Source organism: uncultured Castellaniella sp. (genome assembly GCF_937988725.1).
Classification (GTDB): domain Bacteria; phylum Pseudomonadota; class Gammaproteobacteria; order Burkholderiales; family Burkholderiaceae_B; genus Castellaniella.
In genome coordinates this window covers 1-26,174 of the sequence record NZ_CALKHS010000001.1, presented here as the reverse complement: position 1 = coordinate 26,174, position 26,174 = coordinate 1, and the positions used below count along the sequence as shown (strand labels likewise).

Here is a 26,174-nt window from a genome sequence, read left to right as displayed (position 1 = left end):
GGGGAATGCGCCCCAGCTTATACCACTTATACGTTCCCGCACCCTTCTTTTGATCCGGGATACCCCTTAGACTTTCCATCATGACGCATCTGACGATATTCACCATGACCCTGAAAGAGCTTTCCGCGCTGCCGCAGTCCGAATTTTCCCGGAAACTCGGAGCGATCTTCGAACATTCCCCCTGGATCCCGGAACGCGCCTGGAATGCCCGGCCGTTCGCCGACGTGGCAGCCCTGCACCAGGCCATGGTGCGCGTCGTGCGGCAGGCCGATCCGGCCGAACAGCTGGCCCTGATCGCGGCCCACCCGGAACTGGCCGGCAAGGAAGCCGCCGAAGGCACGCTGACCCACGAGTCCACCGGGGAACAGCGCGGCGCCGGCCTGGACCAATGCAGCGCCGAGGAACTGCAGCGCCTGCGCGCCCTGAACGCCCGCTACCGCGAGCGCTTCGGCTTTCCCTTCGTCATCGCCGTCAAGGGCCGCAACCGCTACCAGATCATGGACGCCATCGAAGAACGGCTGCACAATGACCAGGAAGCCGAATTCGCCACTTGCCTGGACCAGATCGAACAGATCGCCCGCTTCCGCCTGGATGCGCAGTTCGCCTGATCCCACGGAGCCCCCATGACCACCATCACCCCGATCCGCCTGACCATCGAGCCGCTGACCCGCGAAGCCTTCGCGCCGTTCGGCGACGTGATCCAGGCCGACGATACCGTCAAGCACTTCACCATCAACGAAGGCAACACCGAACGCTATCACGACCTGGCCCATGTCGATCCGGGCCCCGATGGCCGCGCCATCGTGTCGATCTTCCGGGGCCTGCCGCGCTCCCTGCCGTTCACCGTCACCATGATGGAACGCCACCCCAAGGCCAGCCAGGCCTTCATCCCGCTGTCCGGGCGCCCCTACCTGGTCGTGGTGGCCAGGGCCGAATCCACCCCCACGGTGGACGATCTGCGCGTCTTCCTGTGCACCGGCGAACAGGGCGTGAACTACGCCCGCGGCGTCTGGCACCACCCCCTGCTGGGCCTGGACGCCGTGTCCGACTTCCTGATCGTCGACCGCGCCGGCCCGGGCGACAACTGCGACGTCGTGCAGATGGAAGCCCCCAGCATCATCCCCGAACTGGGCTGACGCGCACCGCGCGCATCATGCGCAGGGCCGCCCGAGGGCGGCCCTGATGCTTTTCGGGCCCGCGCGCCCAGCCGTCGACGACGGCGAGGCGCATCGCTCGCCCGGTCAGGCGACCCCCTGGGACAGGTAATCGAACCTGCCCAGGAACGGCTTCTTGATCGGAAAGTCGAGATCGCCGTGCTTGCTCGTCTGGGCTCCCAGCCCGACCAGCGCCTCGGCCAGCTTGACCGCGGCCGAAACGCCTTCGACCACGGGCAAGCCGACGGCCTCGCTGATCTGGGCGGTCAAGTCCGCCATCCCTCCGCACCCCAGCACGATCGCACCGATCCCGTCCTCCCGCTTGGCTTTGATGCTCTCGTCAATGATCATTTCCAGGGCGCGCCCCGGGGATTCCTCCAGGTCCAGCACGGGAATTTCCGCTGCGCGGATGCGCTTGCAGCGCGCGCCCAAGCCATATTGCGCCAACAGGTGCTCCGCGATGACGCAGGTGCGCCCCAGCGTCGTGACGACCGAGAACCGCGTGCTGATCAGGCTGGCCACGTGAAACGCGGCTTCGGCGATCCCCAAGACGGGCGCCCGGGTCATCTCGCGCGCAGCCAGCAACCCGGGGTCGCCAAAGCAGGCGATGATGTAGGCATCGGCGCCGCCTGCCAGTTCGGCGTTCCGGATCTCTTCCAGCACCCCCACGGCGCCGAACACATCATCGAAGTGCGACTCGATGGAGACAGGCCCGCTGTCGGGATTGCTGACACTGATTTCCGTTCCGGGCGACGCCAGTTCCGCCGCCACCTGGCCGATCTTTTGAGTCATGCCCGCCGTGGTATTCGGGTTGATCAAGCGAATCTGCATTCATTTTCTCCGTTTCTTGTCTGCCGCCAAAGGTTCCTTTTGAGTCAGGGACCTGTAGCCATCTGGATCGACCTGGCTCAATATGGCCTTGAGGTCGAAGGAAGTGTCCGAGTGCTTTTCCTGCACCACGCTATGTTCGACCGCCTTGAGGTGGGCATCCATCCACTCGCGCGCCGCCGACGCCTCGCCCCGGCGCAGCAAGGACAGGACCTCGATGTGGATATGGCGGCTGGGAGGGCACCCGCAATGGAATTGCGGCGACCCGAAGGTGGCAATGACCAGGGATGTGCGCGCCACCAGATCGGCCAGGTAGCCGCTGATGATCTCGTTGTCGGCCAGCCTCGCCAGGGCCAGGTGGAATTGGCCGGACAGGTAGATCGCCTGGCGCCAGTCGCCCTGCCCGGTCGCCTCGGTTTCCTGATCCACCAGTTCTTCGAGCTGCAGCAGCTGCTCGGGCGTGGCCCGGCCGGCCACCAGCTCGATGACGCCGCATTCCAGTATCCGGCGAGAAGCGAACAGATCCCTGGCGTCCTTCAGCGTCGGCTGCGCCACGCTCGCCCCATGATTGACCCTGACGTCCACAAGCCCCTTGTGCGCCAGTTTCTGCAAGGCCTTGCGAATGCTGGTGCGGCTGACGCCATAGGCCTCCGCCAGAGTGTCTTCAGGCAGCTTGATGCCGGGCTCCAGGTGTTGACCGACGATGGCGGCATACAAATGCCGGAAAACCGCCTCGTCCTTGGTCCTGCGGCCGCCCTCGGCGTATAGGTCCTCGTCAGGCTCATCAAAAAATTGACTCATGGTGTGTCCAATTTAATGAATTATTTGCATCCAAAATGGATTGAATTTCTTGCTATATCTTAACCTCAACCCTAGTGGACATAGGATATGACCAAAACCCTAATAGGGTTAACGATAATTCCTACATGTTTTTCGGCATCATATCCTTATGCACAATCATTGTATACAACAATGGTGTCCAAGAAGCGCCTTGATTTGACGAACAATCGGATACATACATGGGGAAGGAGAGACTGCCATGACCGAATACAGCCTTGCCGTACTGATTTTTGCAATGGGAACCATCACCTCGATCCTGCTGGTGGCCTACATCTTCATCAACAGCATGCGCTTCAAACGTGAAGAGCAGGCCAAATCCGGGAACTGATCATGGAAGCATCCCTGACCTTCATCTCGCCGCAAGCCGCACTGCTGGTGATCGGCCTCATGTCCGTGCTGATCCTGGGCTTTGGCTACTACGTCAGCAAGCGCCACGTCAAAAGCGCCAATGACTTCCTGTTCGCGGGCCGCAACGTCGGCCTGGCGCTCGGCACGGCCACCCTGGTCGCCGCCTGGATCACCGGCAACACGACCATGGCGGCGCCCGAACTGGCCTACAACGTGGGCCTCATCGGATCCCTGGCCATCAGCACCATGGGGCTGTCGCTCGCGCTCTTCGCCCCGCTTGCCCGACGCATCAAACGGCTCATGCCCCAGGGCTATTCCAGCGGGGAATTCATCCGGCGCCGCTACGGCAGCCTGGCCTGGAAGCTCTATCTGATCCTCGCGGTCTACTATTTCCTGGGATTCCTGGTCACGCAGGCCATGGCCGGCGGCATCCTGCTGCAAGCCCTGTCCGGCCTCAACTACAAGATCGGCATGCTGACCATCATGGCGGTCTGCACCTTCTACACGCTTAAAGGCGGGCTGAAAGCCATCCTCGCCACGGACTTCATGCTCAGCCTGATGATCCTGGGCACCCTGTTTTGCGTCGCCGCCTGGTCCTACTGGCACTTCGACCTGACCGACATCTACATGGGCGCCGCGGAAATCCGCCCCACCACCCTGAACGTCCTGACGGCCGCCGGCCTGATGTTCCTGGGCAGCAACTTCCTGTTTGGATGCGGCGAGATCTTCCACAGCAACATCTGGTGGCAACGGGTCTATGCGTCCAGCGAAGAAACCGCCGCCCGCTCTTTCACACTCGCCGGCCTGATCTGGTTCGCCGTGCCCGTCGTGGCAGGCTCGCTGGCCTTCATCGCCATCAGCCAGCAGTACGAGATTCCCCAGGTGAACATGATCTTCCCCATCGTGGTGTCCAAGATCATGGGCGTCAGCGGGGCCGTGCTCGTGCTGGTCATCATTTACGCCGCCCTGGCATCGACCGTCAGCTCGCTGCTGACGGGGGCCGCAGGCCTGATCGTGAACGACATCTATCGCGGCGTGATCAATCCGAATGTGGACGACATCACCCTGCAGCGATACGTGCGCTATGCCATCGTGGCGCTGGCCGTCATCACCGCGGCGGCCGCCTGGAATCCCTACGACTCCATGTACCTGGTCCTGCTGCTGACCGGCCCCGCCGTGGCCTCCATGATCTGGCCCATCGTGTTCGGGATCTACACGCAGGAAACCAACCTGTCATCCGCTTTCTGGGCGATGCTGGCGGGCCTCGTCACCGGATTGGCCGCCTACTTCTGGATATCGCCCTACGCAGCGGCCATCTTCTCGGCCGTGTCCTCGGGACTGGTCGTCTTCGTCCTGACCCGGCTGCAGCCCAACCGCCACTTTCAATGGCAGCATCTCTCCCATGATGCGCCGTCCGCCTGATGCCTGACCGGAGCTCATCATGAACGAAATCGTCCTGAATTTCAGCGAATCCATTTTCTCATTCGTCGTCGTCGGATCAATCATCGGCGTCGGCTTCACCCTGGTATTTCTGCTGGGCATCCTGGTGAAAGAAATGCGTGCCGAGAAACTTTGGTAATTTGGCAAGTCAGAAAGGAATCAAGACCATGCAAGACAAAGACTATCTCATCCAAGCCATCCGCATCGCCGGGGAAAACGTCACCCGGGGGGGCGAACCCTTCGGAGCCGTCCTGGTCCGGGACGGCCAGGTGCTGGCCGAAGGCGTGAACGAAACCTACATCGCGCACGACCCCACGGCCCACGCGGAGATCCAGGCGCTGCGCAACGCCAGCCGCGACCACGCGACGACATCCCACAGGGATACGACCATGTACGCCAGCGGAATCCCCTGCGCGATGTGCATGTCGGCCATGATCGCAGCCGGCGTGCGCCGGGTCGTCTACTGCGCCGACGACGTCGAGGGCGCCCCCTATGGCTGGTCCACCAAACATCTGTACGCGCGCATGCAGAAGAATTTCGGTGAACAGGGCATCGCCATCGAGCACATGCCCCTGCCCGAAAACCGGCCTGTCTTCGAAGCCTGGAAGCAGCGCTTCGGCCTGGGGCCGAACGATGCCATGAAGCTGGACGACTAAGCAGCGCCGGAAGCACCCGGGCCGCGCCGCTTTCACGGGGCGCGGCCCGATATCCTGGACGGGCTCCGTTCATCCACCATGACTTTCAGGACACGACGCGACAGCATGCCTAATTCCACAACCCTGACCATCGAGCCGCTGACCCGCGAAGCCTTCGCGCCGTTCGGCGACGTGATCCAGGCCGACGATACCGTCAAGCACTTCACCATCAACGAAGGCAACACCGAACGCTATCACGACCTGGCCCATGTCGATCCGGGCCCCGATGGCCGCGCCATCGTGTCGATCTTCCGGGGCCTGCCGCGCTCCCTGCCGTTCACCGTCACCATGATGGAACGCCACCCCAAGGCCAGCCAGGCCTTCATCCCGCTGTCCGGGCGCCCCTACCTGGTCGTGGTGGCCAGGGCCGAATCCACCCCCACGGTGGACGATCTGCGCGTCTTCCTGTGCACCGGCGAACAGGGCGTGAACTACGCCCGCGGCGTCTGGCACCACCCCCTGCTGGGCCTGGACGCCGTGTCCGACTTCCTGATCGTCGACCGCGCCGGCCCGGGCGACAACTGCGACGTCGTGCAGATGGAAGCCCCCAGCATCATCCCCGAACTGGGCTGAAAGTATTATTGCCCCCACGCTGCGCAGCCTGCGGCCGCTTGCTGCCCCCCAAGGGGGCTCTTTTGCCTTGGGGCGGCCCGGCGGCAAAAGCTTTTCCCCCACGCTGCGCAGCCTGCGGCCGCTTGCTGCCCCCCAAGGGGGCCCTTTTGCCTTGGGGCGGCTCGGCGGCAAAAGCTTTGCCCCCACGCTGCGCTGCCTGCATGCTGCACGGATTCACCAAGCGCAGGCTGGGACAATTACCCAGCGTCAGGCCCCCAGGTATTTCTGCCGGGCGCCCGCATCGGCCTTCAGGGCGTCCGAATCGCCATCCCAGACGATCCGGCCCTTTTCCACGATATAGTGGCGGTCCGCCAGTTGCAGCAGCGGCGCCAGGTTCTTGTCGATCACCAGAATCGCCATGCCTTCGCGGCGCAGCAGCGCCAGCGCCGCCCAGATTTCCTGGCGCACCAGGGGAGACAGGCCTTCCGTGGCTTCGTCCAGAATCAGCAGTTCGGGATTGGTCATCAGAGCCCGGCTGATCGCCAGCATCTGTTGCTCGCCGCCCGATAGCTGATTGCCGAAATTGCCGGCGCGTTCCCGCAGGCGCGGGAACAGTTCATAGATGCGCTGCAAGGTCCAGGGATTGCGTTTCTTGTGGCGGTCGGCCGCCGTCGCCACCAGGTTTTCCTCCACCGACAGGTTGGGGAAGATCTGCCGGCCTTCCGGAACCAGGCCGATGCCGCGCTGCGCCACCCGGTAGCTGGGCAGATTCTGGATGCCGAAGCCCTTGAACCGCACCTGGCCCTGCCAGGCCGGATGCATGCCCATGATGTTCTTGACGGTCGTGGTCTTGCCCATGCCGTTGCGGCCCAGCAAGGTCACGCATTGCCCCGCATCGATCTGCAGATGCATGCCGTACAGCACCTGGCTGCGCCCATAGCCGGACACGAGGTCCTCGACCTTCAGCAGATTTTCGCTCATGCCGGCACCTCCTCGTCGCCCAGGTAGGCTTCCCGGACCTCGGCGCTCCGGCGGATGGCGTCCGCGTCGCCGCAGCAGATGACCTTGCCGTAGAACAGCACGCTGATCCGGTCCGCCAGGGAAAACACCGCATCCATGTCGTGTTCGATCAGCAGGATGCCGTAGCGGCTCTTCAGGCGCCGCAGCAGGTCCACCATCATGTCCGACCCCGTATCGCCATGACCCATGCCCGCCATGGGCTCGTCCAGCAGCAGGACCTTGGGGTCGGCCGCCAGCGCCATGGCGATTTCCAGCTGGCGCTGCTGCCCGTAGGACAGCGACATGGCCAGCGCATCGCGCCGGGACGACAGACCCATGAGTTCGATGAGCTCGTCCGCGCGATCCGCCAGCGCGGGCGTTTCCACCGCCGGCGTCCAGAAATGGAAGCCGTGTCCCTGGCCGCCCTGGACCGCCAGGATCACGTTCTCCAGCACGGTGAACTGCTGGATGACGGACGTGATCTGATAGGAACGCCCGATGCCGGCCCGCACCCGCTGCGCCATCGACAGCGCGTCGATGGACTGCCCGCCCAGATGGATGCTGCCGGCATCGCTGGACACTTCGCCCATGATCTGGCTGATCAGCGTGGTCTTGCCCGCGCCATTGGGGCCGATGATGGCGTGGATTTCGCCCGGCAGGATGTCCAGGTCGATGTGGTCCGTGACCAGCAGGCCGCCGTAGCGCTTCACCAGGCCGCGAATTGAAAGCAGGGGTTGCATGTCAGCGATCCTCCTTGGGGGAGCCGATCATGCCCCAGATCCCGTTGCGCAGGAACAGCACAATGAGCACGATCACCGGGCCCATGATGATCATCCAGTGATCGGTCAGGCCTTTCAGGACGTCTTCCAGCAGCAGGAAGCCGGCGGCGCCCACCACGGGTCCGACCAGGGTGCCGGCGCCGCCGAGCAGCACCATGATGATCAGTTCGCCGGATGCCGTCCACGCCATGTAGGCGGGCGACGCGAAGGACGTCAGGTTGGCCAGGAAGAACCCCGCCAGGGCGCACAGTTCGGCCGACAGCACGTAGGCCAGCAGGCGATACCCCAGCGGCGAAGTCCCCACCGCCCGCACCCGCCGCGCGTCCATGCTGGAGGCCCGCAGGATCAGGCCGAAGCGCGAGCGGATCACGCGGCGCAGCAACAGCAGGCTGGCGCCCAGGCAGGCCAGCAGGGCCAGGTACAGGCCGACGTGGCTGCCGGTCAGCGCCCCGAAACGGCTGAGCTGGTGGATCGGCAGGCCCTCGTCGCCGCCATACTGCTTCAGGCCCACGGCCAGGAAATAGAACATCTGCGCCAGGGCCAGCGTGATCATGATGAAGGCGATGCCGTGCGTGCGCAGGGCGACCAGGCCCACGGGCGCGGCCACCACGGCGGTCACGACCAGCACCAGCAGCAGGTGGAGGATGCCGCTGTCCGCGCCGTAATGCGAGGCGATGGCGACGCAATAGGCGCCGATGCCGATGTACATGGCATGGCCGAAGCTGACCAGGCCGCCATAGCCCAGGGCCAGGTTCAGGCCCACGGCGGCCAGCGCGAACACCAGGATGCGGCTGAACTGCAGCAGGACATAGGGGCTGTCGGTGGCGCCGGCATACACGGGCACCAGCGCCAGCAGGATGAAGATCAGTGCCGTCAGCGCGGCCGGCCAGGACCAGCCGGCGGAACGGCGCGTCACGCTTGCATTCATGATCGAGGATTCCATTTTCATCCGGCGGACCTTAGCGTTTCTTCACGGGAAACAGGCCTTCGGGCTTGACCGCCAGCACGATCACCATCAGCACGTACACGGCCAGCGAGGAAATCGCCGCCCCCAGCGTGCTGGCCAGTTCCTGTTCCAGGGACTGGCGCAGCAGCGCCGGCATGATCGTGCGGCCCAGCGTGTCGACCAGGCCGACCACCAGGGCTCCCAGGAAGGCGCCCCGGATCGAGCCGATGCCGCCGATGACGATGACCACCAGCGTCATGATCAGGATCGAATCGCCCATGCCCGGCTGTACCGACAGGATCGGGCCCACCAGGGCGCCGCCCAGGCCCGCCAGGCCGGCCCCGAGGGCGAAGATGAAGGTGTTGAGCCAGCCGATGTTCACACCCAGCGCGGCCACCATGCCGCGGTTGCTGGCGCCCGCGCGGATCAGCATGCCGATGCGGGTGCGTTCGATCAGCAGGTACAGGCCCAGCGCCACCAGCAGGCCCGCCAGGATGATCAGCAGGCGGTACAGGGGATAGGGCGTACCCAGTACGATGACGGTGCTGCTCAGGGCGTCGGGCAGGCTCATGAAGATCGGCGCGGAGCCCCAGATCATGCGCACGGCCTCGTTGCAGAACAGCATCAGCCCGAAAGTCGCCAGCACCTGGTCCAGGTGCGCCCGGGGGTACAGGCGCGCGAATCCGCAGCGGTCCAGCGCCACGCCCAGCGCCATGGCCCCGCCCAGGCCGGCCAGAATCGCCAGCAGGAAGGAATCCGTATGGCTGAAGGTCGCGGCGGCGAAATACGCCCCCATCATGTACAGGGCGCCATGCGCCAGATTGATGAAGCTCATGATGCCGAAGACCAGGGTCAGTCCGGCGGCCAGCAGGAACAGCAGGATTCCGTATTGCAGGCCGTTCAAGGCCTGCATGAACAACAACTGCGGACTCATGTCCGTCCTCCGTGACGGGCGGCGGACGCCGCCCGTCGGTCAGTCAGGGCTTGCGGCAAGGAATCAGTACTTGCAGTTCTTGGAATACGCGTCGGCGTGATTCGTCAGGGGCTTGGCGATGGTCTTCAGCGACACCCGGCCCTGCGCGTCCTTGGCGACCTCGAAGGCGTAGAAGTCCTCGATCGGGAAGCCGTTGACGTTGAACTTGTAGGCCCCGCGCAGGGAGGCGTAATCGGCGGCCCGCAGCGCATCGCGGAACGCCTTCTTGTCGCTGACCTTGCCGCCGGTCTTCTTCAGGGCGCTGTCGATCAGCAGGGCCGAATCATAGGACTGCGCGGCATACTGCGAAGGGATGCGCTTGTATTTTTTCTCGAAGGCGGCGACGAAGGCCTCGCTGGTGGGATTCTTGAAGTCCGGCCCCCAGAACGTGCCCGCATAGGCGCCCAGGGCGGCGTCGCCCAGGGCCGGCAGGGTGCTGCCGTCCACCGTGGACACCGTCAGCAGCGGGATCTTGCCCATCAGGCCGAACTGCTTGTACTGCTTGACGAAGTTCACGCCCATGCCGCCGGGCAGGAAGACCCAGACGGCGGCCGGATTGGCGGCCTGCAGCGCCAGCAGTTCCGCCGAATAATCCTGCTGGCCCAGCTGGGTGTAGACCTCGCCCGAGACGCGGCCCTTGTAGAAGCGCGTGAAGCCCTTCACCTGATCGCGGCCCGACTGGTAGTTGGGGGTGATCATGTAGACGTCTTTGTATTTCTGGTCGGTGGCGAACTGACCCATGACTTCGGCCTGCCCGTCATTCTGCCAGGAGGCGAAAAAGAAGCCGGGATTGCACTGATTGCCCGCCAGCGGCGCCGGGCCGGCGTTGGAGCCGACGAAGGTCATGCCGGCATCGGCCAGCGGCTTGGCGATGGCCATCATGACGTTGGAAAACGTGACGCCGGCCACCAGATCGACCTTGTCCTTTTCCAGGAATTTCTGCACCGCCTGCACGCCCACGTCGGGCTTGAGCTGATCGTCTTCCTTCAGAAAGACGATGTCCTGACCGCCCAGCTTGCCGCCGCGTTCTTCCAGCGCCAGGTTGAAGCCGTCCACCATGTCCTGGCCCAGAGCCGCGCCGGCGCCGGACAAGGTGGCCAGAAAACCGATCTTGACTTCAGCCAGCGCCGACCCCGCGGTCAGCCCCAGCGACAGGGTCAGGGCGGCCGTCAGCATCGTTTTGCGAAATGCCATGTTTGTCTCCTGAGTGGATTTAATAATTTAGTTTTAAAGTGTTTCCGATCTTACACGAAAGTCAGGGACGTGCAACCCATTCCCTGCATATGCAGCGCCACATGATCGCCGGGTTCCACCGCCACGGCCTCGGTCAGGCCGCCGGTCAGGATCAGGGTCCCGGCCGGGATTCCGGCGCCCCGCCGGCCCAGGTGGTTGGCCAGCATCGCCACCGCGTTGGCCGGATGGCCCAGCACCGCGGCGCCCGCCCCCAGCGACACGACCCGGCCGTTCTTTTCCATCACGGCGCCCGTGGTGCGCAGGTCCAGATCGCGCGGATCGCGCATGATGCCGCCCACCACGAAGCGCGACGACGAACAGTTGTCGGCCACCACGCTTTTCAGGTCGAACTTGAAATCCCGGTAGCGGCTGTCGATCACCTCGATGCCCGCCAGCACGAAGTCGGTGGCGGCCAGGACCTCGGCGATCGTGCAGCCCGGCCCCGTCAGGGGCGCCTTGGTGACGAAGACGATCTCCGGTTCGACCTTGGGGTGGATCAGGTCCGCATGGCGGCATTCGCCGCCATCGGGCACCAGGAAGGAATCCGCCAGGAAGCCGAAGATCGGGGTCTCGACCCCCATCTGGCGCATCTTGGCAAACGAGGTCAGGCCGGCCTTCAGCCCCGCCACCCGGGCGCCCCGGGACAGCTTGCGGCGCAGGATCTCGTCCTGCACGGCATAGGCGTCGTCCCAGTCCATCCCGGGATGGTCCAGGGTGATCTTCGGGGTATCCCGGGCCTGCAGTTCGCAGGTCTCCAGGTGCTCGGCCAGTTCGCGGATGACGGTGGTGTCCAGACTCATGGGATGCTCCGTTTACGCGGTGAACCGCACGCCGCAGCCGCCGATGCCGCCGATCGACACCTGCAGGCTGTCGCCCGCCTTCACCGGGGTCATGGCCGCCAGCGAGCCGGACAGAATGACTTCCCCGGCCTTCAGGCCCACCCCCAGCGCCCCCAGGGCGTTGGCCAGCCAGGCCGCGGCGTTGGCGGGATGGCCCAGCGCCGCGGCGCCGGCGCCCGTGCCCAGCAGTTCGCCGTTCTTTTCCAGCGCCATGCCGCAGGTGCGCAGATCCAGGCCGCGCGGGCTGACCAGCCGGTCGCCCAGCACGAACACCCCGCACGAAGCATTGTCGGCCACCGTGTCCTGGATCCTGATCTTCCAGTCATGGATGCGCGAATCGACGATCTCGAAGCAGGCCGTCACGGCCTCGGTGGCCGCCAGCACGTCGCTGACACCGACGCCCGGACCGTCGAGATCCTTTTTCAGGATGAAGGCGATCTCGCCCTCGGCCTTGGGCTGGATCAGGCCGGCCATGGAGATGGCCTCGCCCGGCGCATACACCATGTCGCTGAGCAGATAGCCGAAGTCCGGCTGATAGACCCCCAGCATGTCCATCACGGCCTGGCTGGTCACGCCGACCTTCTTGCCCACCACCCGGGCGCCTGCCTGAAGGCGGCGCCCGATCATGCGCTGCTGGACGCGATAGGCGTCCTCGATGGTGATGTCCGGGTGGCGCTCGGTCAGGGGCGCCACCGTCCGGGCCTCGGACCAGGCGGCGTGAAGCTCGTCGCCCAATTGTTCGATCATTGCTTTTTCCATGGTCGCTCGCGTCAGGCCAGGTTGAAGAAGGCTTTGGCGTTGCCCGTCAGGATGCGTTGCTTTTCCACGGCCGACAGCGTGTCGCCGTCGGACACCAGGTGGCCGATCTTCTGTTCCCCCAGGGGGTAGGGATAATCGGAGCCCAGCATGACGCGTTCGCTGCCCATCACGTCCACCAGCAGGCGCAGGGCCGCGGGATCGAAGACGGCGGAATCCACCGAAAAGCGGTCGCAATAGGTGGACGGCGGATTGGGGCAGTCCTGGCGCACGATGTCGCGGTATTTCCAGGCGTTGTCCACCCGTCCCAGGGTGAACGCGAACGAGCCGCCGCCGTGGGCGAAGCACAGCTTCAGGCTGCGCGGCAGGCGCTCGAAGGCGCCCGACAGGATCAGGGACAGGATCCCCAGCGAGGTTTCCGCCGGCATGGCGACCAGCCAGGGCAGCATCCATTTGCGCATGCGCTTGGGCCCGCCCATCATGTCCCAGGGATGCGCCAGGATGGGGATGTCGTTCATCGCGCAATGGTGCAGGAACTCCACCAGCTGGACGTCGTCCAGGTCGCGGTCGCCGACGTGATTGCCGATCTGCACGCCGACGTGCCCGTCCGCCTTGGCGCGGGAAGCCTCGCGGCAGGCCAGTTCCGTATCCTGCAGCGGAACCTGGGCCAGGGCCTTCAGGCGGTCCGGATGGCCCGCGCAATACTCCAGGGTCAGGTCGTTCATGCGGGTCGCCCAGCCGGCGACCTTGCGGGCGTCGAGCTCGTAGCCGAACATGATGGGCGTGGCGCTGACGATCTGCACGTCCAGGCCCAGACGATCCATGTCGGCCACGCGCAGGTCCGGGTCCCACAGCACGGGAATCACGGGACGGAATTCGCTGTCGCCCTTCATGATCATGCCCGCGTCCGGGCCGGCGATCTTCAGCCAGGGGGCCTGGACGGGGTCCAGCGCCTGAGCGTCGGCCCGGCTGATGGGGGGGAAAATGTGGGCGTGAATGTCGATCATGTGCGTTCAGGTTCCTGATGAAATGGGGGCGCGGCGCCGGGCTCAGACGCTGAGCGGCGATTCGCTCAGCTGCCGGTGCCAGATGGCGTAATCCTTGCCCGGATGCTGCGTGCCGCAATCGGGGCACACGCGATCGGCCTCGCCGACGGCGTAGAACTGCTGATAGATCCTGGGCAGGTCGTCCACCAGGCTTTCCAGCTGCTTTTCCGCGCGCCAGATCAGGGCGCCGCAGTGGGCGCAATGCCACTGCAGCGCATCCAGCGCGCCCTGGGGCCGCGGATGCTCGATCAGCAGGCACAGGCCGTTGGGGTCCGGGCGCTGCGGCGAATGGATCAGGTGGGGCGGCTGCAGGAAGACATCGCCTTCTTTCAGCACGATGCGCTCGTAGCGGCCGCGATCCCAGATCAGCAGCGAGGCCTCGCCGCGCAGTTGGTAGAAGAACTCCTCGGTGGCATTGTCATGGAAGTCGGTGCGCTGGTTGCCGCCGCCCACCATGTTGATGATGTAGTTGCCGTCCTCGAAAATGGCGGCGTTGCACACCGGGGGCGACAGCTGCTTGCGATGGGCATCCACCCAGCCCATCAGGTTCTTGGGCAATCCGTATTTCAGTTCCATGTGCGTCTCCTTGCGTGTGGGGCCAGGTGGTCCTGGCGCAGGCTTGTCCGGGGCTCCGGCTGTTGGCCGGGAAATGCCGTCAATGCGACGGCTTGTAGGCGACGGCCTTGATCTCGATGCGCAGATGCGGGTGCGGCAGCTGATGCACCGCGACGGTGGTGCGCGCCGGGCCCTCATAGCCGAAGAACTCCCCATAGACCTCGTTGTAGCCGGCGAAGTCCGCCATATCCACCAGATAGGCGCTGATTTCCACCACGTCTTCCAGGCCGGCGTCCACACTGCCCAGAATGTCGCGGATGTTCTCGATCACGGCGCGGGTCTGCGCGCGGATGTCCAGGCGCACGGCGCCCATGGCGTCGACGGATTCAACCCCGGCCAGGGTATTGTCGGCGCGGCGCGAACTGGTGCCCGACACGAACAGGAAGTCGCCCGCGCGCTTCACGTGGGGAAACTTGCCGCGCGGAGCGGCCTTGCCGACGACGACCTTGGCGTCTGATTGACTCATGGAAGGACTCCTTTCAGGACGGGGCGGCCGGGGGTCAGACCTTGATGCAGATGTTGGTGACTTCGGAATAGAAGTCCAGGGAATTGCGCCCGCCTTCGCGGCCGATGCCCGAACGCCGCACGCCGCCGAAGGGGGTGCGCAGGTCGCGCAGATACCAGGTATTGACCCAGACCAGGCCGCTGCGCATCCGCGGCGACACGCGGTGCGCTCGCGACAGGTTCTCGGTCCAGATGGCGGTCGCCAGGCCGTAGTCGGAATCGTTGGCGCGGGCGACGGCCTCTTCTTCCGTGTCGAAAGGCGCGACGTGGCACACCGGCCCGAAGATTTCCTCGCGCAGGCAGCGCGCATCGTCGGGCAGGCCGGTCCAGATCGTCGGGCGCACCCAGAAGCCCTGGTCCCGGTCGTCGCCGAAGACGGGGACCTCGCCGCCGGTGACGACGGTGGCGCCTTCCCGGCGGGCCAGTTCGAAATAGGACACGACCTTGGCCTGATGCTTCCTGGAGATCATCGGCCCGATATCGGCGGCCGGATCGTCGGGGCGGCCCAGCACCAGGGCTTCGGTGCGTTCCTTCAGCGCCGCCACGAAGCGGTCGAAAATGGAGCGCTGCACCAGCACGCGTTCGCTGCACAGGCAGACCTGGCCGGAATTGGTGAAGGTGGACTTCACCACGCCATCGACGGCGGCCTCGAAATCGGCGTCCTCGAACACGATGGCGGCGTTCTTGCCGCCCAGCTCGAAGGACACGTCCTTGACCCCGTCGGCCACGGTCTTCATGATGCGCGCCCCGGTGGCCGACGCTCCGGTGAACGTCACGGCATCGATGTCCGGATGGCTGATCATGGCCTGGCCGGCGGAATCGCCGCCAAAGCCCTGCAGCACGTTGAAAGCCCCCGCCGGAAAGCCGGCGTCGTGCGCCACCTGCGCCAGCAGGAAGGCGGACGAAGGGGTCTCTTCGGACGGCTTGGACACCACCGCGTTGCCCAGGGCCAGGGCGGGCGCCACCTTCCAGCTGAACAGCAGGATCGGCAGGTTCCAGGGAGAGATCGCCACGACCACGCCCAGGGGCTTGCGCACGGTGTAGTTCAGCGCGCGACTGCCGTCGGCGGCGACGGTTTCAAAGCATTCGGTATGCGCCTGGCGCACCAGGTTGGCGAAGAAACGGAAATTGGCGATGGCGCGCGGCACGTCCAGGGTGCGCGCCTGGCGCACGGTGCGGCCGGTGTCCAGGACCTCGGCCCGCACGAATTCCTCGAAGCGCTGTTCGATGCCCGCCGCCAGCTTTTCCAGCCAGTCGGCCCGCTGCGCGGGCGAACACCGCCCCCATTCGCCCTGCAAAGCGGCCTGGGCGGCCCGGACCGCCTGATCGACTTCGCCGGCCGAGGCCTCGCAGACCTGGCTGACGACGGAGCCGTCCACCGGGTTGACGTTGGCGAACTGTTTCGCGCTATCCACGAAACGGCCGCCGATGTAGTGCTGGATACGCTGGGCCACAGTGCCTGTCTCTTTCTTGTTGTCCGTCCGGAGCACTGTAGACTGGCTGGAGATTATTTTCTAATCAAAAAAACATTGTCTGCGATGCCATTATGGAATCCCTGAAAACCGCGGGCTCACGCAATCCCGGACTGCGCCCGCGCGCCGACTTCCTTGAGCACCCGCACGAAGGTCTCCGCCGCGGGCACCAGCGGACGGTCCGCCCGCACGCTGTAGCCGATCGCGCCGAAGGGCAGGCGCACGTGGATGGGGACTTCGAACAGCACGCCCACCTGGATCAGGGGACGGGCGGCCACGCTGGGCAGCATGGCCAGCGCATCGGAACGAGCCAGGATTCCCAGATTGGTCAGCATGGACAAGGACACGATCTGATTGTCGGGCACGGGCAGCCCGCGGTCCAGGAAGAACTGGTCCACCTGCCTGCGCACCGGAGAGGCATTGGACGGCACGATCCAGGGGTAATCCAGCAGGTCGCGCACCGCGCAGTCGGACCGCCGGGACAGCGGATGCCCGGCCCGGGCCACGATCATCAGATCGTCCTGGTAGATGGCGTGCATCTCCACGCCTTCGCCGGGGTCCTCGGGCAGGCGCCCCACGATCACGTCCAGCTCGCCCACCTGCAGCATGGGGAACAGGATGTCGTTGGTGGCTTCCCGGATCACCAGGCCGACCCTGGGGTGGCGCCGCTTCATCAGCGCCGCGCTCTCGGGCAGCAGCCAGGCGGATGCGGAAATCAGCGTGCCCACGGCCACCTGGCCGCCATCGCCGCCGCGCAGCGCCGTCAGTTCCTCGCTCATGGCGCGCACATCGCCCAGCATGGGGCGGATGCGCGTCAGCAGATGTTCAGCGAACACCGTCAGCCTGACGCCCTTGCTGTGGCGCTCGAACAAGGCGACGTCCAGCAGCTCCTCCAGCTGGCGCACGATCTTGACCACGTTGGGCTGCGTCATGTGCACGGCCTCGGCGGCCTTGTGCATGGATCCCAGGGTCGCCACGCGCTCGAACACCAGCAGCTGCTTGAACTTCAGTTCGCGGATGCGCGACAGGTGATCGTCCGACACCATGGGCGCGTCCCGCTACTTCCCCGCCGAACGCAGGCTGACGACCACCAGCGCCACGGCGATCAGCACCATGCCGGTCAGTTCGAGTACGCCGGGCTGCTCGCCCAGCTGCAGCCAGCCGGCCAGCACGCCGACCACCGGCACGCCCAGCGCCGACATGCTGGCGACACCGGCCGACAAGTGCTGCAGGGCGAACAGCCACAGGAACCAGGCCAGGGCCGTGGCGATGACCGCGTTGTAGATCAGCGCGCCGTAGAAATACGGCACCGGTTCGATGGGTTTTTCAGGCACGACCCAGGCCGCCAGGCACAGGGCCAGGGCGCCGAACAGCATCTGCCAGGCGGTCAGCGGCAGGGCTTCCATGGGATAGTCGCGCTTGATCCATTTGGCCACGATGGTCGCCAACGCCCAGCACAGGCCCGCCAGCACGGCCAGCAGCTCGCTCATGAAATCGGCGTGCAGGGTCCAGGGTTCCAGGATCAGCACCAGTCCCAGCGCCGCCAGGGCCAGGGCCAGCCATTGCAGACCACGGACGCGTTCGCCGAAAGCCGCCCAGGCCATGGGAATCACCCAGAAAGGCATGGTGTAGACCAGGATGGACGTCTTCCCCGCGCCGCCATGCAGCAGCGCGACCTGGATCAGGGCGGAAAACGCCCCGGTCTGCAGGACCCCCAGCACCGCGACGCGCCCCCAGGCCTGGATGCGCATCGGCCGGCGCAGGACCGCCAGCAGGGCCAGCAGAAGCACCGCGCCGAACAACGTTCGCAAAGCGGAAAAATCAAACGGCCCGACATAAGTCAGCACCGACTTCATGACCACCCAGTTGTAGCCCCAGCCCACGGCCATGCCGGCCAGGGCCAGCAGCGCCAGGCGTTCGTTGCGGCGGGCGGCGGCCTGCCGCGCGACATCGGCGGATGGTGTTTGATCGTTGGTATTCAAGATTTTCCCTGCCCTTCCCAGTAACCCGGCTCATGATAATGGTTTCTAAGGTCATCGATGAAATAGCGCACCTTGGCCGGCAGATACCGCTGCTGCGGGTAGACGGCCTGGATGTCGTAGGCGGGCAGCGCGAATTCGTCCAGCACGGTCACCAGTTCGCCGCGCTTCAGTTCGCGCTGGATTTCCCAGGTGGAACGCCAGCCGATGCCCAGCCCCTGCCGCACCCATTGATACAGCAGTTCGCCATCGTTGCAGGCCAGGTCCCCCCGCACCCGCACGGCGAAGGGCTTGCCGTCGCGCACGAAGGTCCAGCCGCGGTGCTGGCCGCCCTGCAGATTGAAGGCCAGGCAGTTGTGCCGCACCAGGTCTTCGGGCACGCGCGGCACGCCGTGCGAATCGAAATAGGCCGGTGTGCCGCAGACCACGCGCCGGTTGGGAAACAGGCGCACCGCCACGTAGTTCGGATCCGTGACTTCGCCGATGCGGATGGCCATGTCGTAGCCTTCGCGCACCAGGTCCACCACGCTGTCGGTGAAGTTGAAGGACAGCGCCAGATCGGGGTAGCGGCGGCGAAACGACAGGGCGTGCGGCGCCACGTGCAGGCGCCCGAAGGACGCGGGCGCCGACACCACCAGGTGGCCGCTCAAGGTGCGCCGCCGCGCCATGATGCTGGAATCCGCGTTGTCGAAATCCTGGATCAGCTGCTGACACTGTTCCAGATAGCGCTCGCCCAGTTCCGTCAGCACCAGTCCCCGGGTGGACCGGTGCATCAGCTGCACCCCGAGACGCTTCTCCAGAGCGGTCAGGCGCCGTCCCATGACCACCGGCGTGACGCCTTCCACCAGCGCGGCCGCGGCGAAACTGCCTTTGTCGGCAATCAATACAAAACTGCTGATGTCGGTGTAGCGGCCCATCCAGGTCTCCGGTATTTCAAACTGAAGCCATGTCCTTGTGCGGCAGGGACTATCGATGCGTCCGCCAACTCGGCTTCTGCCGGAAATTCTACCTTAGCTTCGTTCCACAATATACTTTTAGTATCGACAGAAACGAGAGTCGCAGGGATTCCTGATCAGCGGGCCATTCTTTATGCTGGTCCCAAGCTTGTAGACCCATTGAATCAGATCAAGGAGTAACCATGGCTCGGATGAGAGCAGTAGACGCCGCCGCAGCGGTCCTGCAGAAAGAAGGCATCACCACCCTGTTCGGCGTCCCCGGCGCCGCCATCAACCCGCTGTACTCGGCGCTGCGCAAGAACGGCGGCTTCAAGCACGTGCTGGCCCGCCACGTCGAAGGCGCTTCGCACATGGCCGAAGGCTACACCCGAGCCAATCCCGGCAACATCGGCGTCTGCCTGGGCACGTCCGGCCCCGCCGGCACCGACATGATCACCGGGCTGTATTCCGCCTCCGGCGACTCCATCCCCATCCTGTGCATCACCGGCCAGGCGCCGCGTTCGCAGCTGCACAAGGAAAGCTTCCAGGCCGTGGACATCGAAACCATCGCCAAGCCGGTCACCAAGTGGGCCGTGATGGCGCGCGAACCCGAACTGGTGCCGCGCATCCTGCAGCAGGCCTTCCACATCATGCGCTCCGGGCGCCCCGGTCCGGTGCTGGTGGACCTGCCCTTCGACGTGCAGATGGCCGAAATCGAGTTCGACATCGACACGTACGAGCCGCTGGAAGTCTACAAGCCTTCGGCTACCCCGGCCCAGGCCGCCAAGGCCGTGGCCATGCTGAACGCATCCGAGCGCCCCCTGCTGGTCGCCGGCGGCGGGATCTTCAGCGCCGATGCCGCCGACCTGCTGAAGGAATTCGCCGAACTGACCGGCGTGCCGGTCATCCCGACCCTGATGGGCTGGGGCGTGATCCCCGACGACCACCCGCTGATGGCCGGCATGGTCGGCCTGCAGACCGCGCACCGCTACGGCAACGCCAGCCTGCTGGCCTCTGACTTCGTCATGGGCATCGGCAACCGCTGGGCCAACCGCCACACCGGTTCCACCCCCGTCTACACCGAAGGCCGCACCTTCGTGCACATCGACGTGGATCCCACGCAGATCGGCAAGGTCTTCGGTCCGGATTACGGCATCGCCTCCGACGCGGGCGTCGCCCTGCGCCTGATGATCGAGGAAGCCAAGCGCCTGAAGGCCGCCGGCCAGCTGCGCGACCGCGGCGCCTGGGCCCAGGCATGCCGCGCACGCAAGGGCGAAAAGTCCATGCAGCGCAAGACGCACTTCGACCAGTCGCCGCTCAAGCCGCAGCGCGTGTACGAGGAAATGAACAAGGCCTTCGGCCGCGACACGCGCTACGTGACGACCATCGGTCTGTCGCAGATCGCCGCCGCCCAGCTGCTGCACGTCTACGGACCGCGCCACTGGATCAACGCAGGCCAGGCAGGGCCCCTGGGCTGGACCGTGCCCGCCGCCCTGGGCGTGGTCGCCGCCGACACCGGTGACGAGATCGTGGCCCTGTCCGGCGACTACGACTTCCAGTTCATGATCGAGGAACTGGCCGTCGGCGCGCAATTCAATCTGCCGTACATTCACATCGTGGTGAATAATGCCTATCTGGGGCTGATCCGTCAGTCGCAACGAGGCTTCGACATGGACTACTGCGTACAGCTGGCCTTCGACAACATCAACGCGCCGGAAACCGACGGCTACGGCGTGGACCACGTCAAGGTCGCCGAAGGTCTGGGCTGCAAGGCCATCCGCGTGAAGAAGGTGGAAGAAATCCAGCCCGCCATCGCGCAGGCCCGCGCCTGGATCAAGGAATTCCGCGTGCCGGTCGTGGTGGAATTCATCCTGGAGCGTGTCACCAACATCTCGATGGGCAACGACATCAACGCGATCAACGAGTTCGAGGAACTGGCCGAGCGCGGCGACGACGCCCCCACCGCCATCACCCTGCTGGACTGAAGCGGGACATCGCGGCCCTTCCCGGCGGGAAGGGCCGCCTGCAAGCCTTTCAAGGAGCCATACATGCCGAAATTCGCCGCCAACCTGTCGATGCTGTTCACGGAAATCGACTTCCTGGACCGCTTTGAAGCGGCCGCCAAAGCCGGCTTCAAGGGCGTCGAATATCTATTCCCGTACGCCTACGACAAGGAAGAACTGGCCAAGCGCCTGAAAGACAACGGTCTGGTCCAGGTGCTGCACAATCTGCCCGCGGGCGACTGGGAAGCCGGCGAGCGCGGCATCGCCTGCCACCCCGACCGCGTCGAGGAATTCAAGCAGGGCGTCGCCAAGGCCATCGAATACGCCCAGGCGCTGGGCTGCACCCAGGTCAACTGCCTGGCGGGCAAAGTGCCGGCCGGCGTCGGCCAGACCGCCGCGCACAAGACCTTCGTCGACAATCTGCGCTACGCCGCCGGCGAACTGAAGAAAGCCGGCATCCGGCTGGTCATCGAACCGATCAACACTTTCGACATCCCCGGTTTCTTCCTGAGCCGCACGGACCAGGCCCTGGCCATCATCGCCGAAGTCGGGTCCGACAACCTGCACGTGCAATACGACATCTACCACGCGCAGCGCATGGAAGGCGAACTGGGCAACACCATCCGCCAGCATCTGGGTTCCATCGGCCACATCCAGCTGGCCGACAACCCGGGGCGCAACGAGCCCGGCACCGGCGAAATCAACTACCGCTGGCTGCTGCGCCACATCGACCAGGTCGGCTACACGGGCTGGATCGGCTGCGAATACAAGCCGGCCGGCCGCACCGAAGACGGACTGGGCTGGATCCAGGCGCTGGCCTGATCCCCGCGGATACGACAAACCGGCCGGGCGACCTTTCTTTCTGCCGAACGCCCGGCCACCACGGCATCAACAAGGAGCATTCTCATGGCTAACATCGGTTTCATCGGTCTGGGCATCATGGGCACCCCCATGGCGGCGAACCTCATCAAGGGCGGCCATTCCCTGGTCACCTTCACCCACGGCAAGACCCCGCAAAGCCTGCTGGACGCCGGCGCCAAGGCCGTAGCCAGCAGCACGGAAGTCGCCAAGGCATCCGACATCATCATCATCATGGTGCCCGACACCCCCGACGTCGAAGCCGTGCTGTTCGGTGAAAACGGCGTGGCCGCCGGCCTGTCCAAGGGCAAGACCGTGATCGACATGAGCTCGATCTCGCCCGTGGCGACGAAGGAATTCGCCAAGAAGATCAACGCCCTGGGTTGCGAATACCTGGACGCCCCGGTGTCCGGCGGCGAAGTCGGCGCCAAGGCCGCCAGCCTGACCATCATGATCGGCGGCAGCCAGGCGGCCTTCGACCAGTGCAAGTCCATCTTCGAACTGATGGGCAAGAACGTCACCCTGGTGGGCGGCAACGGCGACGGCCAGACCACCAAGGTCGCCAACCAGATCATCGTCGCGCTGACCATCGAAGCCGTGGGCGAGGCCCTGGTGCTGGCCTCCAAGGCCGGCGCCGACCCGGCCAAGGTCCGCCAGGCCCTGATGGGCGGCTTCGCCAGCTCGCGCATCCTGGAAGTGCACGGCGAGCGCATGGTCAAGCGCACCTTCGACCCGGGCTTCCGCATCAATCTGCACCAGAAGGACCTGAACCTGGCCCTGACGACCGCCCGCCAGCTGGGGCTGTCCCTGCCCAGCACGGCCGTGGCCCAGGAACTGTTCAACGCCTGCGTGGCCCATGGCGGCGCGGCGTGGGACCATTCCGGCATGGTGCGAGCCCTGGAAATCATGGCCAACCACGAAATCGGCCAATAAGCCGTGTCCGGCGCCCCGCCCGGCCGCGCATCCATCGGAGTCCGGATGCGCCAGCCCACCGGACGGGGCGCATCCAGATCACCCGGCGGGGCCTGAACCCCCCAGGCCGCGCCGGGTGATGGGTGATTCCGCTGTTTTGCATTGCCTTTTGCACGGACGTCCCATGACAGAGCCCCGCGATCTTCTGACCCGCATGTTCCAGGCCGCCGTGCGCGCCGCCCAGCCGGAACACTGCATTCCCGCTTTCCTGCCGCCGCGCCCCAAGGGCCGCACCATCGTGATCGGCGCGGGCAAGGCCTCGGCCGCCATGGCCCAGGCCTTTGAAAAACACTGGACGGGCCCTCTGGAAGGCGTCGTCGTCACCCGCTACGGCTACGCCGTCCCCTGCCAGCGCATCGAGATCCTGGAAGCCGCCCATCCCGTGCCCGACGAGGCCGGAGAGCGCGCCGCCCAGCGGCTGTTCGATCAGGTGCGAGGACTGACGGCCGACGACCTGGTGATCTGCCTGATTTCCGGCGGAGGATCGTCGCTGCTGCCCATGCCGGGCGCCGGTATCACCCTGGCCGACAAACAGGCCATCAACCGCGCTCTGCTGAAATCGGGCGCGACCATTTCCGAAATGAACTGCGTGCGCCGCCACCTGTCCGGCATCAAGGGCGGCCGCCTGGCCGCAGCCTGCGCCCCCGCGCGCGTCGTGAACCTGTTGATCTCCGACGTGCCGGGCGACCAGCCCAGCGACATCGCCTCCGGCCCCACCGTGGCCGACCCCAGCACCTGCGCCGATGCGCTGGACATCGTGCGCCGCTACGGCATCGAGCTCCCGGCCGGCGCCCGCCGCCTGCTGGAATCCGGCGACGGCGAAACCCTGAAGCCCGGCGACCCGCGGCTGGCCCGCGTGGAAACCCACCTGATCGCCACCCCGCAGATGGCGCTGGAAGCCGCCGCGGCCGTGGCCCGCGAGGCCGGCGTCGCGCCTGTGCTGCTGGGCGACCGCATCGAAGGCGAAGCCCGCGACGTAGGCAAGGTGCTGGCCGGCATCGCTCTGCAGGTGCGCGCCCACGGCCAGCCCGCGCCCGCTCCTTGCGTGCTGCTGTCGGGCGGGGAAACCACCGTCACCGTGCGCGGCCAGGGGCGCGGCGGGCGCAATGTGGAATGCCTGCTGTCCATCGCCGTCGCGCTGGACGGAGCCGAGGGCATCCACGCGCTGGCCGGCGATACGGACGGCGTGGACGGCCAGGAGGAAATCGCCGGCGCCCTGATCGCGCCCGACACCCTGGCCCGCGCCTGGGCGGCCGGGATGCCGCCCCGCGCCCACCTGGACGACAACGACGGCCATGGCTTTTTTGAACGGCTGGGCGATTCCCTGATCACCGGCCCCACGCTGACCAACGTCAACGATTTTCGCGCCATCCTGATCCTGTGACGGAACGGCGCCCAAGGAGACACACATGAAAACGATACGAGTCCTGACCCTGGACGACGCCCGCCGCATGGCGGCCGCCGCCGAAACCGAAGCCCGCAACAATGGCTGGAACGTCAGCATCGCGATCTGCGACGCGGGCGGCTATCCGATCTGGCTGCAGCGCATGGACGCCGCGCCGATCATGAGCGCCATGGTCGCGCCCGACAAGGCCCGCGCCTGCGTGCTCAGCGGCAAGCCCAGCAAGGTCTACGAAGACATGGTCAACCAGGGCCGCATCGCCGCCCTGTCCATGCCGGTCGTGCCCCTGGAAGGCGGCGAACCCATCTACTACGACAAGCAGATCGTCGGCGCCGTCGGCGTGTCCGGCGTGCAGGCCGGCCAGGACGCCCAGGTGGCCCGCGCCGGCGTCGCCGCCCTGGATGGCGCCGATCACCTGGCCGAACATCTGTACAAAGGAAAGCAAGCATGAACCGCGAACGCCGCGCCCGCATCCTGGCGACCCTGGGCCCCGCCAGCTCCACCCTCGAGCAGATCCGCGCCCTGGTCGATGCCGGCGCCAATGTGTTCCGCCTGAACTTCAGCCACGGCAGCCACGAAGACCACGCCGAACGCTACCGCATCATCCGGCAGGTCGAGCAGGACGTCGGCCGCCCCATCGGCATCCTGATGGACCTGCAAGGCCCCAAGCTGCGGGTCGGCAAGATCGCCGGCGGCAAGATCACGCTGCAGGCGGGCCAGCCCTTCCGCCTGGACCTGGACCCGGCCGAAGGCAGCGCCCAGCGCGCCAACCTGCCGCACCCGGAAATCTTCGCCGCCCTGGAAGACGGCACTGACCTGCTGCTGGACGACGGCAAGCTGCGCCTGCGGGTGGACCGCCACGGTCCCGACTTCGCGGAAACGACCGTCATGGTGGGCGGCCCGCTGTCCGACCGCAAAGGCGTCAACGTGCCCGGCGTCATCCTGCCGATTTCCCCGCTGACCCCGAAGGATCGCGCCGACCTGGCCTTCGGCCTGTCGCTGGGCGTGGACTGGGTGGCGCTGTCGTTCGTGCAGCGCCCCGAAGACATCATCGAGGCCCGCAGCCTGATCGGCGACCAGGCCTGGATCATGGCCAAGCTGGAAAAGCCCGCCGCCATCGAGCACCTGGACGCCATCATCGACCAGGCCGACGGCATCATGGTGGCGCGCGGCGACCTGGGGGTGGAACTGCCGCCGCAGCGGGTCCCGGTGCTGCAGCAGCGCATCGTGCGCCACGCCCGGGCCGCCGGCAAGCCGGTGGTGGTCGCCACGCAGATGCTGGAATCCATGATCAACGCCCCGGTGCCCACGCGGGCCGAGGCTTCCGACGTCGCCACGGCGGTCTACAGCGGCGCGGACGCCGTCATGCTGTCGGCGGAATCGGCCTCCGGCCAGTATCCGGTCGAGGCCGTCACCATCATGGCCCACATCATCCGCGAAGTGGAATCCGATCCTTCCTGGCGCGCCAACCTGGAAGCCACCCACAGCCCGGCCGAGGCCAACATCCCGGACGCCATCTGCTGCGCTCTGCGGCGCGTGGCCGGCCTGCTGGAACCGGCGGCCACCGTGGCCTACACCGCGTCGGGCTTCAGCGCCCTGCGGGCCAGCCGCGAACGCCCGATCACCCCCATCCTGGCCTTGACCCCGGAACTGCGCACCGCGCGCCGCCTGGCACTGGCCTGGGGCGTGCGTCCGGTGCACTTCCCGGAACAGCTGCGGGAATCCAGCGAAATGATCCGCTGCGCCACCGATGCCGCGCAACGCTCCGGCCTGGCGTCGGCCGGCGACACGCTGATCGTCATCGCCGGCCTGCCGTTCGGTCGCAGCGGCAGCACCAATCTGCTGCACATCGCACAGGTGGAATAAAGAAAGAGGGCCCCCACGCTGCGCCTGCGGCTTGCTGCCCCCCGAGGGGGCGCTTTTCATCTTGGGACGGCCCGGCGATGAAAAGGGGCCCCCACGCTGCGCCTGCGGCTTGCTGCCCCCCGAGGGGGCGCTTTTCATCT

29 protein-coding genes are annotated in these 26,174 nt (G+C 66.0%); 13 read left to right on the top strand and 16 right to left on the bottom strand.

What is annotated here, in order from left to right; translation table 11 throughout:
- The first annotated feature begins 80 nt into the window (after window positions 1-80).
- Both uraD and Q0263_RS00140 read left to right on the top strand, forming a co-directional pair.
- Window positions 81-608 carry a 2-oxo-4-hydroxy-4-carboxy-5-ureidoimidazoline decarboxylase gene (gene uraD, locus Q0263_RS00145; protein WP_298012089.1) on the top strand — a complete coding sequence of 176 codons (528 nt, stop codon included), beginning with the start codon at window positions 81-83 and terminating at the stop codon, window positions 606-608.
- A gap of 15 nt (window positions 609-623) precedes the next feature.
- Window positions 624-1,136, top strand: coding sequence for an ureidoglycolate lyase (locus Q0263_RS00140; protein ID WP_298012087.1), 513 nt, complete (start codon window positions 624-626; stop codon window positions 1,134-1,136).
- A 105-nt stretch (window positions 1,137-1,241) separates the two neighbouring features.
- Here the strand turns inward: Q0263_RS00140 and Q0263_RS00135 are convergent, their stop codons facing one another.
- Together Q0263_RS00135 and Q0263_RS00130 are read right to left on the bottom strand one after the other, a co-directional pair.
- The gene (locus Q0263_RS00135; RefSeq protein ID WP_298012084.1) at window positions 1,242-1,985 is read right to left on the bottom strand and encodes an aspartate/glutamate racemase family protein; all 744 of its coding nucleotides are present in this window, start codon (window positions 1,983-1,985) and stop codon (window positions 1,242-1,244) included.
- Complete coding sequence (locus Q0263_RS00130) at window positions 1,986-2,783, bottom strand: GntR family transcriptional regulator (RefSeq protein ID WP_298012083.1); 798 nt, start codon at window positions 2,781-2,783, stop codon at window positions 1,986-1,988.
- A 238-nt stretch (window positions 2,784-3,021) separates the two neighbouring features.
- Between Q0263_RS00130 and Q0263_RS00125 the strand changes: the two genes are divergently transcribed.
- The 5 genes from Q0263_RS00125 (at window position 3,022) to Q0263_RS00105 (ending at window position 5,878) form a co-directional block, all read left to right on the top strand.
- Complete coding sequence (locus Q0263_RS00125) at window positions 3,022-3,150, top strand: hypothetical protein (protein WP_298012081.1); 129 nt, start codon at window positions 3,022-3,024, stop codon at window positions 3,148-3,150.
- Between the two features lie 2 nt (window positions 3,151-3,152).
- Window positions 3,153-4,592 carry a hypothetical protein gene (locus tag Q0263_RS00120; RefSeq protein ID WP_298012078.1) on the top strand — a complete coding sequence of 480 codons (1,440 nt, stop codon included), beginning with the start codon at window positions 3,153-3,155 and terminating at the stop codon, window positions 4,590-4,592.
- A 19-nt stretch (window positions 4,593-4,611) separates the two neighbouring features.
- Window positions 4,612-4,749: a hypothetical protein gene (locus tag Q0263_RS00115; protein WP_298012076.1), complete on the top strand. Its 138-nt coding sequence runs from the start codon at window positions 4,612-4,614 to the stop codon at window positions 4,747-4,749.
- Window positions 4,750-4,777: 28 nt separating this feature from the next.
- Window positions 4,778-5,266 carry a nucleoside deaminase gene (locus Q0263_RS00110; RefSeq protein ID WP_298012074.1) on the top strand — a complete coding sequence of 163 codons (489 nt, stop codon included), beginning with the start codon at window positions 4,778-4,780 and terminating at the stop codon, window positions 5,264-5,266.
- Window positions 5,267-5,371: 105 nt separating this feature from the next.
- Window positions 5,372-5,878 (top strand): ureidoglycolate lyase, encoded by a 507-nt coding sequence (locus tag Q0263_RS00105; RefSeq protein ID WP_298012073.1) that lies wholly within the window; start codon window positions 5,372-5,374, stop codon window positions 5,876-5,878.
- A 246-nt stretch (window positions 5,879-6,124) separates the two neighbouring features.
- Here Q0263_RS00105 and Q0263_RS00100 read toward each other — a convergent pair whose 3' ends face one another.
- The 14 genes from Q0263_RS00100 to Q0263_RS00035 form a co-directional block, all read right to left on the bottom strand.
- Window positions 6,125-6,838: an ABC transporter ATP-binding protein gene (locus Q0263_RS00100; protein WP_298012071.1), complete on the bottom strand. Its 714-nt coding sequence runs from the start codon at window positions 6,836-6,838 to the stop codon at window positions 6,125-6,127.
- Complete coding sequence (locus Q0263_RS00095) at window positions 6,835-7,596, bottom strand: ABC transporter ATP-binding protein (RefSeq protein WP_298012069.1); 762 nt, start codon at window positions 7,594-7,596, stop codon at window positions 6,835-6,837. The genes Q0263_RS00100 and Q0263_RS00095 overlap by 4 nt, the downstream gene beginning before the upstream one ends.
- Window position 7,597: 1 nt before the next feature.
- Window positions 7,598-8,563 carry a branched-chain amino acid ABC transporter permease gene (locus tag Q0263_RS00090; protein WP_298012067.1) on the bottom strand — a complete coding sequence of 322 codons (966 nt, stop codon included), beginning with the start codon at window positions 8,561-8,563 and terminating at the stop codon, window positions 7,598-7,600.
- A 31-nt stretch (window positions 8,564-8,594) separates the two neighbouring features.
- Complete coding sequence (locus tag Q0263_RS00085; protein ID WP_298012064.1) at window positions 8,595-9,515, bottom strand: branched-chain amino acid ABC transporter permease; 921 nt, start codon at window positions 9,513-9,515, stop codon at window positions 8,595-8,597.
- 63 nt (window positions 9,516-9,578) lie between these two features.
- Complete coding sequence (locus tag Q0263_RS00080) at window positions 9,579-10,748, bottom strand: ABC transporter substrate-binding protein (RefSeq protein WP_298012062.1); 1,170 nt, start codon at window positions 10,746-10,748, stop codon at window positions 9,579-9,581.
- A 50-nt stretch (window positions 10,749-10,798) separates the two neighbouring features.
- Entirely contained in the window at window positions 10,799-11,587 is a 789-nt protein-coding gene (dmpH, locus tag Q0263_RS00075; protein ID WP_298012061.1) for a 2-oxo-3-hexenedioate decarboxylase, read from the bottom strand.
- Between the two features lie 12 nt (window positions 11,588-11,599).
- Window positions 11,600-12,385 carry a 2-oxopent-4-enoate hydratase gene (gene dmpE, locus Q0263_RS00070; protein WP_298012060.1) on the bottom strand — a complete coding sequence of 262 codons (786 nt, stop codon included), beginning with the start codon at window positions 12,383-12,385 and terminating at the stop codon, window positions 11,600-11,602.
- A gap of 11 nt (window positions 12,386-12,396) precedes the next feature.
- Window positions 12,397-13,389: an amidohydrolase family protein gene (locus Q0263_RS00065; RefSeq protein WP_298012058.1), complete on the bottom strand. Its 993-nt coding sequence runs from the start codon at window positions 13,387-13,389 to the stop codon at window positions 12,397-12,399.
- Between the two features lie 42 nt (window positions 13,390-13,431).
- Window positions 13,432-14,004, bottom strand: a complete 573-nt coding sequence (nbaC, locus tag Q0263_RS00060; protein ID WP_298012056.1) for a 3-hydroxyanthranilate 3,4-dioxygenase — start codon at window positions 14,002-14,004, stop codon at window positions 13,432-13,434.
- Window positions 14,005-14,083: 79 nt separating this feature from the next.
- Window positions 14,084-14,509 carry a RidA family protein gene (locus tag Q0263_RS00055; protein ID WP_298012053.1) on the bottom strand — a complete coding sequence of 142 codons (426 nt, stop codon included), beginning with the start codon at window positions 14,507-14,509 and terminating at the stop codon, window positions 14,084-14,086.
- 34 nt (window positions 14,510-14,543) lie between these two features.
- The gene (locus Q0263_RS00050) at window positions 14,544-16,001 is read right to left on the bottom strand and encodes a 2-hydroxymuconic semialdehyde dehydrogenase (RefSeq protein ID WP_298012051.1); all 1,458 of its coding nucleotides are present in this window, start codon (window positions 15,999-16,001) and stop codon (window positions 14,544-14,546) included.
- A gap of 116 nt (window positions 16,002-16,117) precedes the next feature.
- The gene (locus Q0263_RS00045; RefSeq protein ID WP_298012048.1) at window positions 16,118-17,065 is read right to left on the bottom strand and encodes a LysR substrate-binding domain-containing protein; all 948 of its coding nucleotides are present in this window, start codon (window positions 17,063-17,065) and stop codon (window positions 16,118-16,120) included.
- Between the two features lie 12 nt (window positions 17,066-17,077).
- Window positions 17,078-18,001 (bottom strand): EamA family transporter, encoded by a 924-nt coding sequence (locus tag Q0263_RS00040; protein ID WP_298012047.1) that lies wholly within the window; start codon window positions 17,999-18,001, stop codon window positions 17,078-17,080.
- Window positions 17,998-18,915 carry a LysR family transcriptional regulator gene (locus Q0263_RS00035; protein ID WP_298012045.1) on the bottom strand — a complete coding sequence of 306 codons (918 nt, stop codon included), beginning with the start codon at window positions 18,913-18,915 and terminating at the stop codon, window positions 17,998-18,000. The genes Q0263_RS00040 and Q0263_RS00035 overlap by 4 nt, the downstream gene beginning before the upstream one ends.
- A 221-nt stretch (window positions 18,916-19,136) precedes the next feature.
- On the opposite strand from Q0263_RS00035, the gene gcl reads away from it, so the two are divergent.
- The 6 genes from gcl to pyk all read left to right on the top strand — a co-directional run bounded on the left by gcl (window position 19,137) and on the right by pyk (window position 26,034).
- A complete protein-coding gene (gene gcl / locus Q0263_RS00030) occupies window positions 19,137-20,918 on the top strand; it encodes a glyoxylate carboligase (RefSeq protein ID WP_298012044.1) in 1,782 nt (593 codons plus the stop codon).
- A 63-nt stretch (window positions 20,919-20,981) separates the two neighbouring features.
- Window positions 20,982-21,758 (top strand): hydroxypyruvate isomerase, encoded by a 777-nt coding sequence (hyi, locus tag Q0263_RS00025; protein ID WP_298012042.1) that lies wholly within the window; start codon window positions 20,982-20,984, stop codon window positions 21,756-21,758.
- Between the two features lie 84 nt (window positions 21,759-21,842).
- Entirely contained in the window at window positions 21,843-22,727 is an 885-nt protein-coding gene (glxR, locus tag Q0263_RS00020; protein WP_298012040.1) for a 2-hydroxy-3-oxopropionate reductase, read from the top strand.
- A 163-nt stretch (window positions 22,728-22,890) separates the two neighbouring features.
- The gene (locus Q0263_RS00015; RefSeq protein WP_298012038.1) at window positions 22,891-24,150 is read left to right on the top strand and encodes a glycerate kinase; all 1,260 of its coding nucleotides are present in this window, start codon (window positions 22,891-22,893) and stop codon (window positions 24,148-24,150) included.
- A 25-nt stretch (window positions 24,151-24,175) separates the two neighbouring features.
- Complete coding sequence (locus Q0263_RS00010) at window positions 24,176-24,619, top strand: heme-binding protein (protein ID WP_298012035.1); 444 nt, start codon at window positions 24,176-24,178, stop codon at window positions 24,617-24,619.
- The gene (gene pyk, locus Q0263_RS00005) at window positions 24,616-26,034 is read left to right on the top strand and encodes a pyruvate kinase (protein ID WP_298012033.1); all 1,419 of its coding nucleotides are present in this window, start codon (window positions 24,616-24,618) and stop codon (window positions 26,032-26,034) included. The genes Q0263_RS00010 and pyk overlap by 4 nt, the downstream gene beginning before the upstream one ends.
- Window positions 26,035-26,174: the final 140 nt, after the last annotated feature.

Excerpts from the sequence above, each read along its gene's own strand:
- uraD (WP_298012089.1), top strand. The coding sequence starts at position 81 with ATGACGCATCTGACGATATTCACCATGACCCTGAAAGAGCTTTCCGCG.
- Q0263_RS00140 (WP_298012087.1), top strand. The coding sequence starts at position 624 with ATGACCACCATCACCCCGATCCGCCTGACCATCGAGCCGCTGACCCGC.
- Q0263_RS00135 (WP_298012084.1), bottom strand. The coding sequence starts at position 1,985 with ATGCAGATTCGCTTGATCAACCCGAATACCACGGCGGGCATGACTCAA.
- Q0263_RS00130 (WP_298012083.1), bottom strand. The coding sequence starts at position 2,783 with ATGAGTCAATTTTTTGATGAGCCTGACGAGGACCTATACGCCGAGGGC.
- Q0263_RS00125 (WP_298012081.1), top strand. The coding sequence starts at position 3,022 with ATGACCGAATACAGCCTTGCCGTACTGATTTTTGCAATGGGAACCATC.
- Q0263_RS00120 (WP_298012078.1), top strand. The coding sequence starts at position 3,153 with ATGGAAGCATCCCTGACCTTCATCTCGCCGCAAGCCGCACTGCTGGTG.
- Q0263_RS00115 (WP_298012076.1), top strand. The coding sequence starts at position 4,612 with ATGAACGAAATCGTCCTGAATTTCAGCGAATCCATTTTCTCATTCGTC.
- Q0263_RS00110 (WP_298012074.1), top strand. The coding sequence starts at position 4,778 with ATGCAAGACAAAGACTATCTCATCCAAGCCATCCGCATCGCCGGGGAA.
- Q0263_RS00105 (WP_298012073.1), top strand. The coding sequence starts at position 5,372 with ATGCCTAATTCCACAACCCTGACCATCGAGCCGCTGACCCGCGAAGCC.
- Q0263_RS00100 (WP_298012071.1), bottom strand. The coding sequence starts at position 6,838 with ATGAGCGAAAATCTGCTGAAGGTCGAGGACCTCGTGTCCGGCTATGGG.
- Q0263_RS00095 (WP_298012069.1), bottom strand. The coding sequence starts at position 7,596 with ATGCAACCCCTGCTTTCAATTCGCGGCCTGGTGAAGCGCTACGGCGGC.
- Q0263_RS00090 (WP_298012067.1), bottom strand. The coding sequence starts at position 8,563 with ATGAATGCAAGCGTGACGCGCCGTTCCGCCGGCTGGTCCTGGCCGGCC.
- Q0263_RS00085 (WP_298012064.1), bottom strand. The coding sequence starts at position 9,515 with ATGAGTCCGCAGTTGTTGTTCATGCAGGCCTTGAACGGCCTGCAATAC.
- Q0263_RS00080 (WP_298012062.1), bottom strand. The coding sequence starts at position 10,748 with ATGGCATTTCGCAAAACGATGCTGACGGCCGCCCTGACCCTGTCGCTG.
- dmpH (WP_298012061.1), bottom strand. The coding sequence starts at position 11,587 with ATGAGTCTGGACACCACCGTCATCCGCGAACTGGCCGAGCACCTGGAG.
- dmpE (WP_298012060.1), bottom strand. The coding sequence starts at position 12,385 with ATGGAAAAAGCAATGATCGAACAATTGGGCGACGAGCTTCACGCCGCC.
- Q0263_RS00065 (WP_298012058.1), bottom strand. The coding sequence starts at position 13,389 with ATGATCGACATTCACGCCCACATTTTCCCCCCCATCAGCCGGGCCGAC.
- nbaC (WP_298012056.1), bottom strand. The coding sequence starts at position 14,004 with ATGGAACTGAAATACGGATTGCCCAAGAACCTGATGGGCTGGGTGGAT.
- Q0263_RS00055 (WP_298012053.1), bottom strand. The coding sequence starts at position 14,509 with ATGAGTCAATCAGACGCCAAGGTCGTCGTCGGCAAGGCCGCTCCGCGC.
- Q0263_RS00045 (WP_298012048.1), bottom strand. The coding sequence starts at position 17,065 with ATGGTGTCGGACGATCACCTGTCGCGCATCCGCGAACTGAAGTTCAAG.
- Q0263_RS00035 (WP_298012045.1), bottom strand. The coding sequence starts at position 18,915 with ATGGGCCGCTACACCGACATCAGCAGTTTTGTATTGATTGCCGACAAA.
- gcl (WP_298012044.1), top strand. The coding sequence starts at position 19,137 with ATGGCTCGGATGAGAGCAGTAGACGCCGCCGCAGCGGTCCTGCAGAAA.
- hyi (WP_298012042.1), top strand. The coding sequence starts at position 20,982 with ATGCCGAAATTCGCCGCCAACCTGTCGATGCTGTTCACGGAAATCGAC.
- glxR (WP_298012040.1), top strand. The coding sequence starts at position 21,843 with ATGGCTAACATCGGTTTCATCGGTCTGGGCATCATGGGCACCCCCATG.
- Q0263_RS00015 (WP_298012038.1), top strand. The coding sequence starts at position 22,891 with ATGACAGAGCCCCGCGATCTTCTGACCCGCATGTTCCAGGCCGCCGTG.
- Q0263_RS00010 (WP_298012035.1), top strand. The coding sequence starts at position 24,176 with ATGAAAACGATACGAGTCCTGACCCTGGACGACGCCCGCCGCATGGCG.
- pyk (WP_298012033.1), top strand. The coding sequence starts at position 24,616 with ATGAACCGCGAACGCCGCGCCCGCATCCTGGCGACCCTGGGCCCCGCC.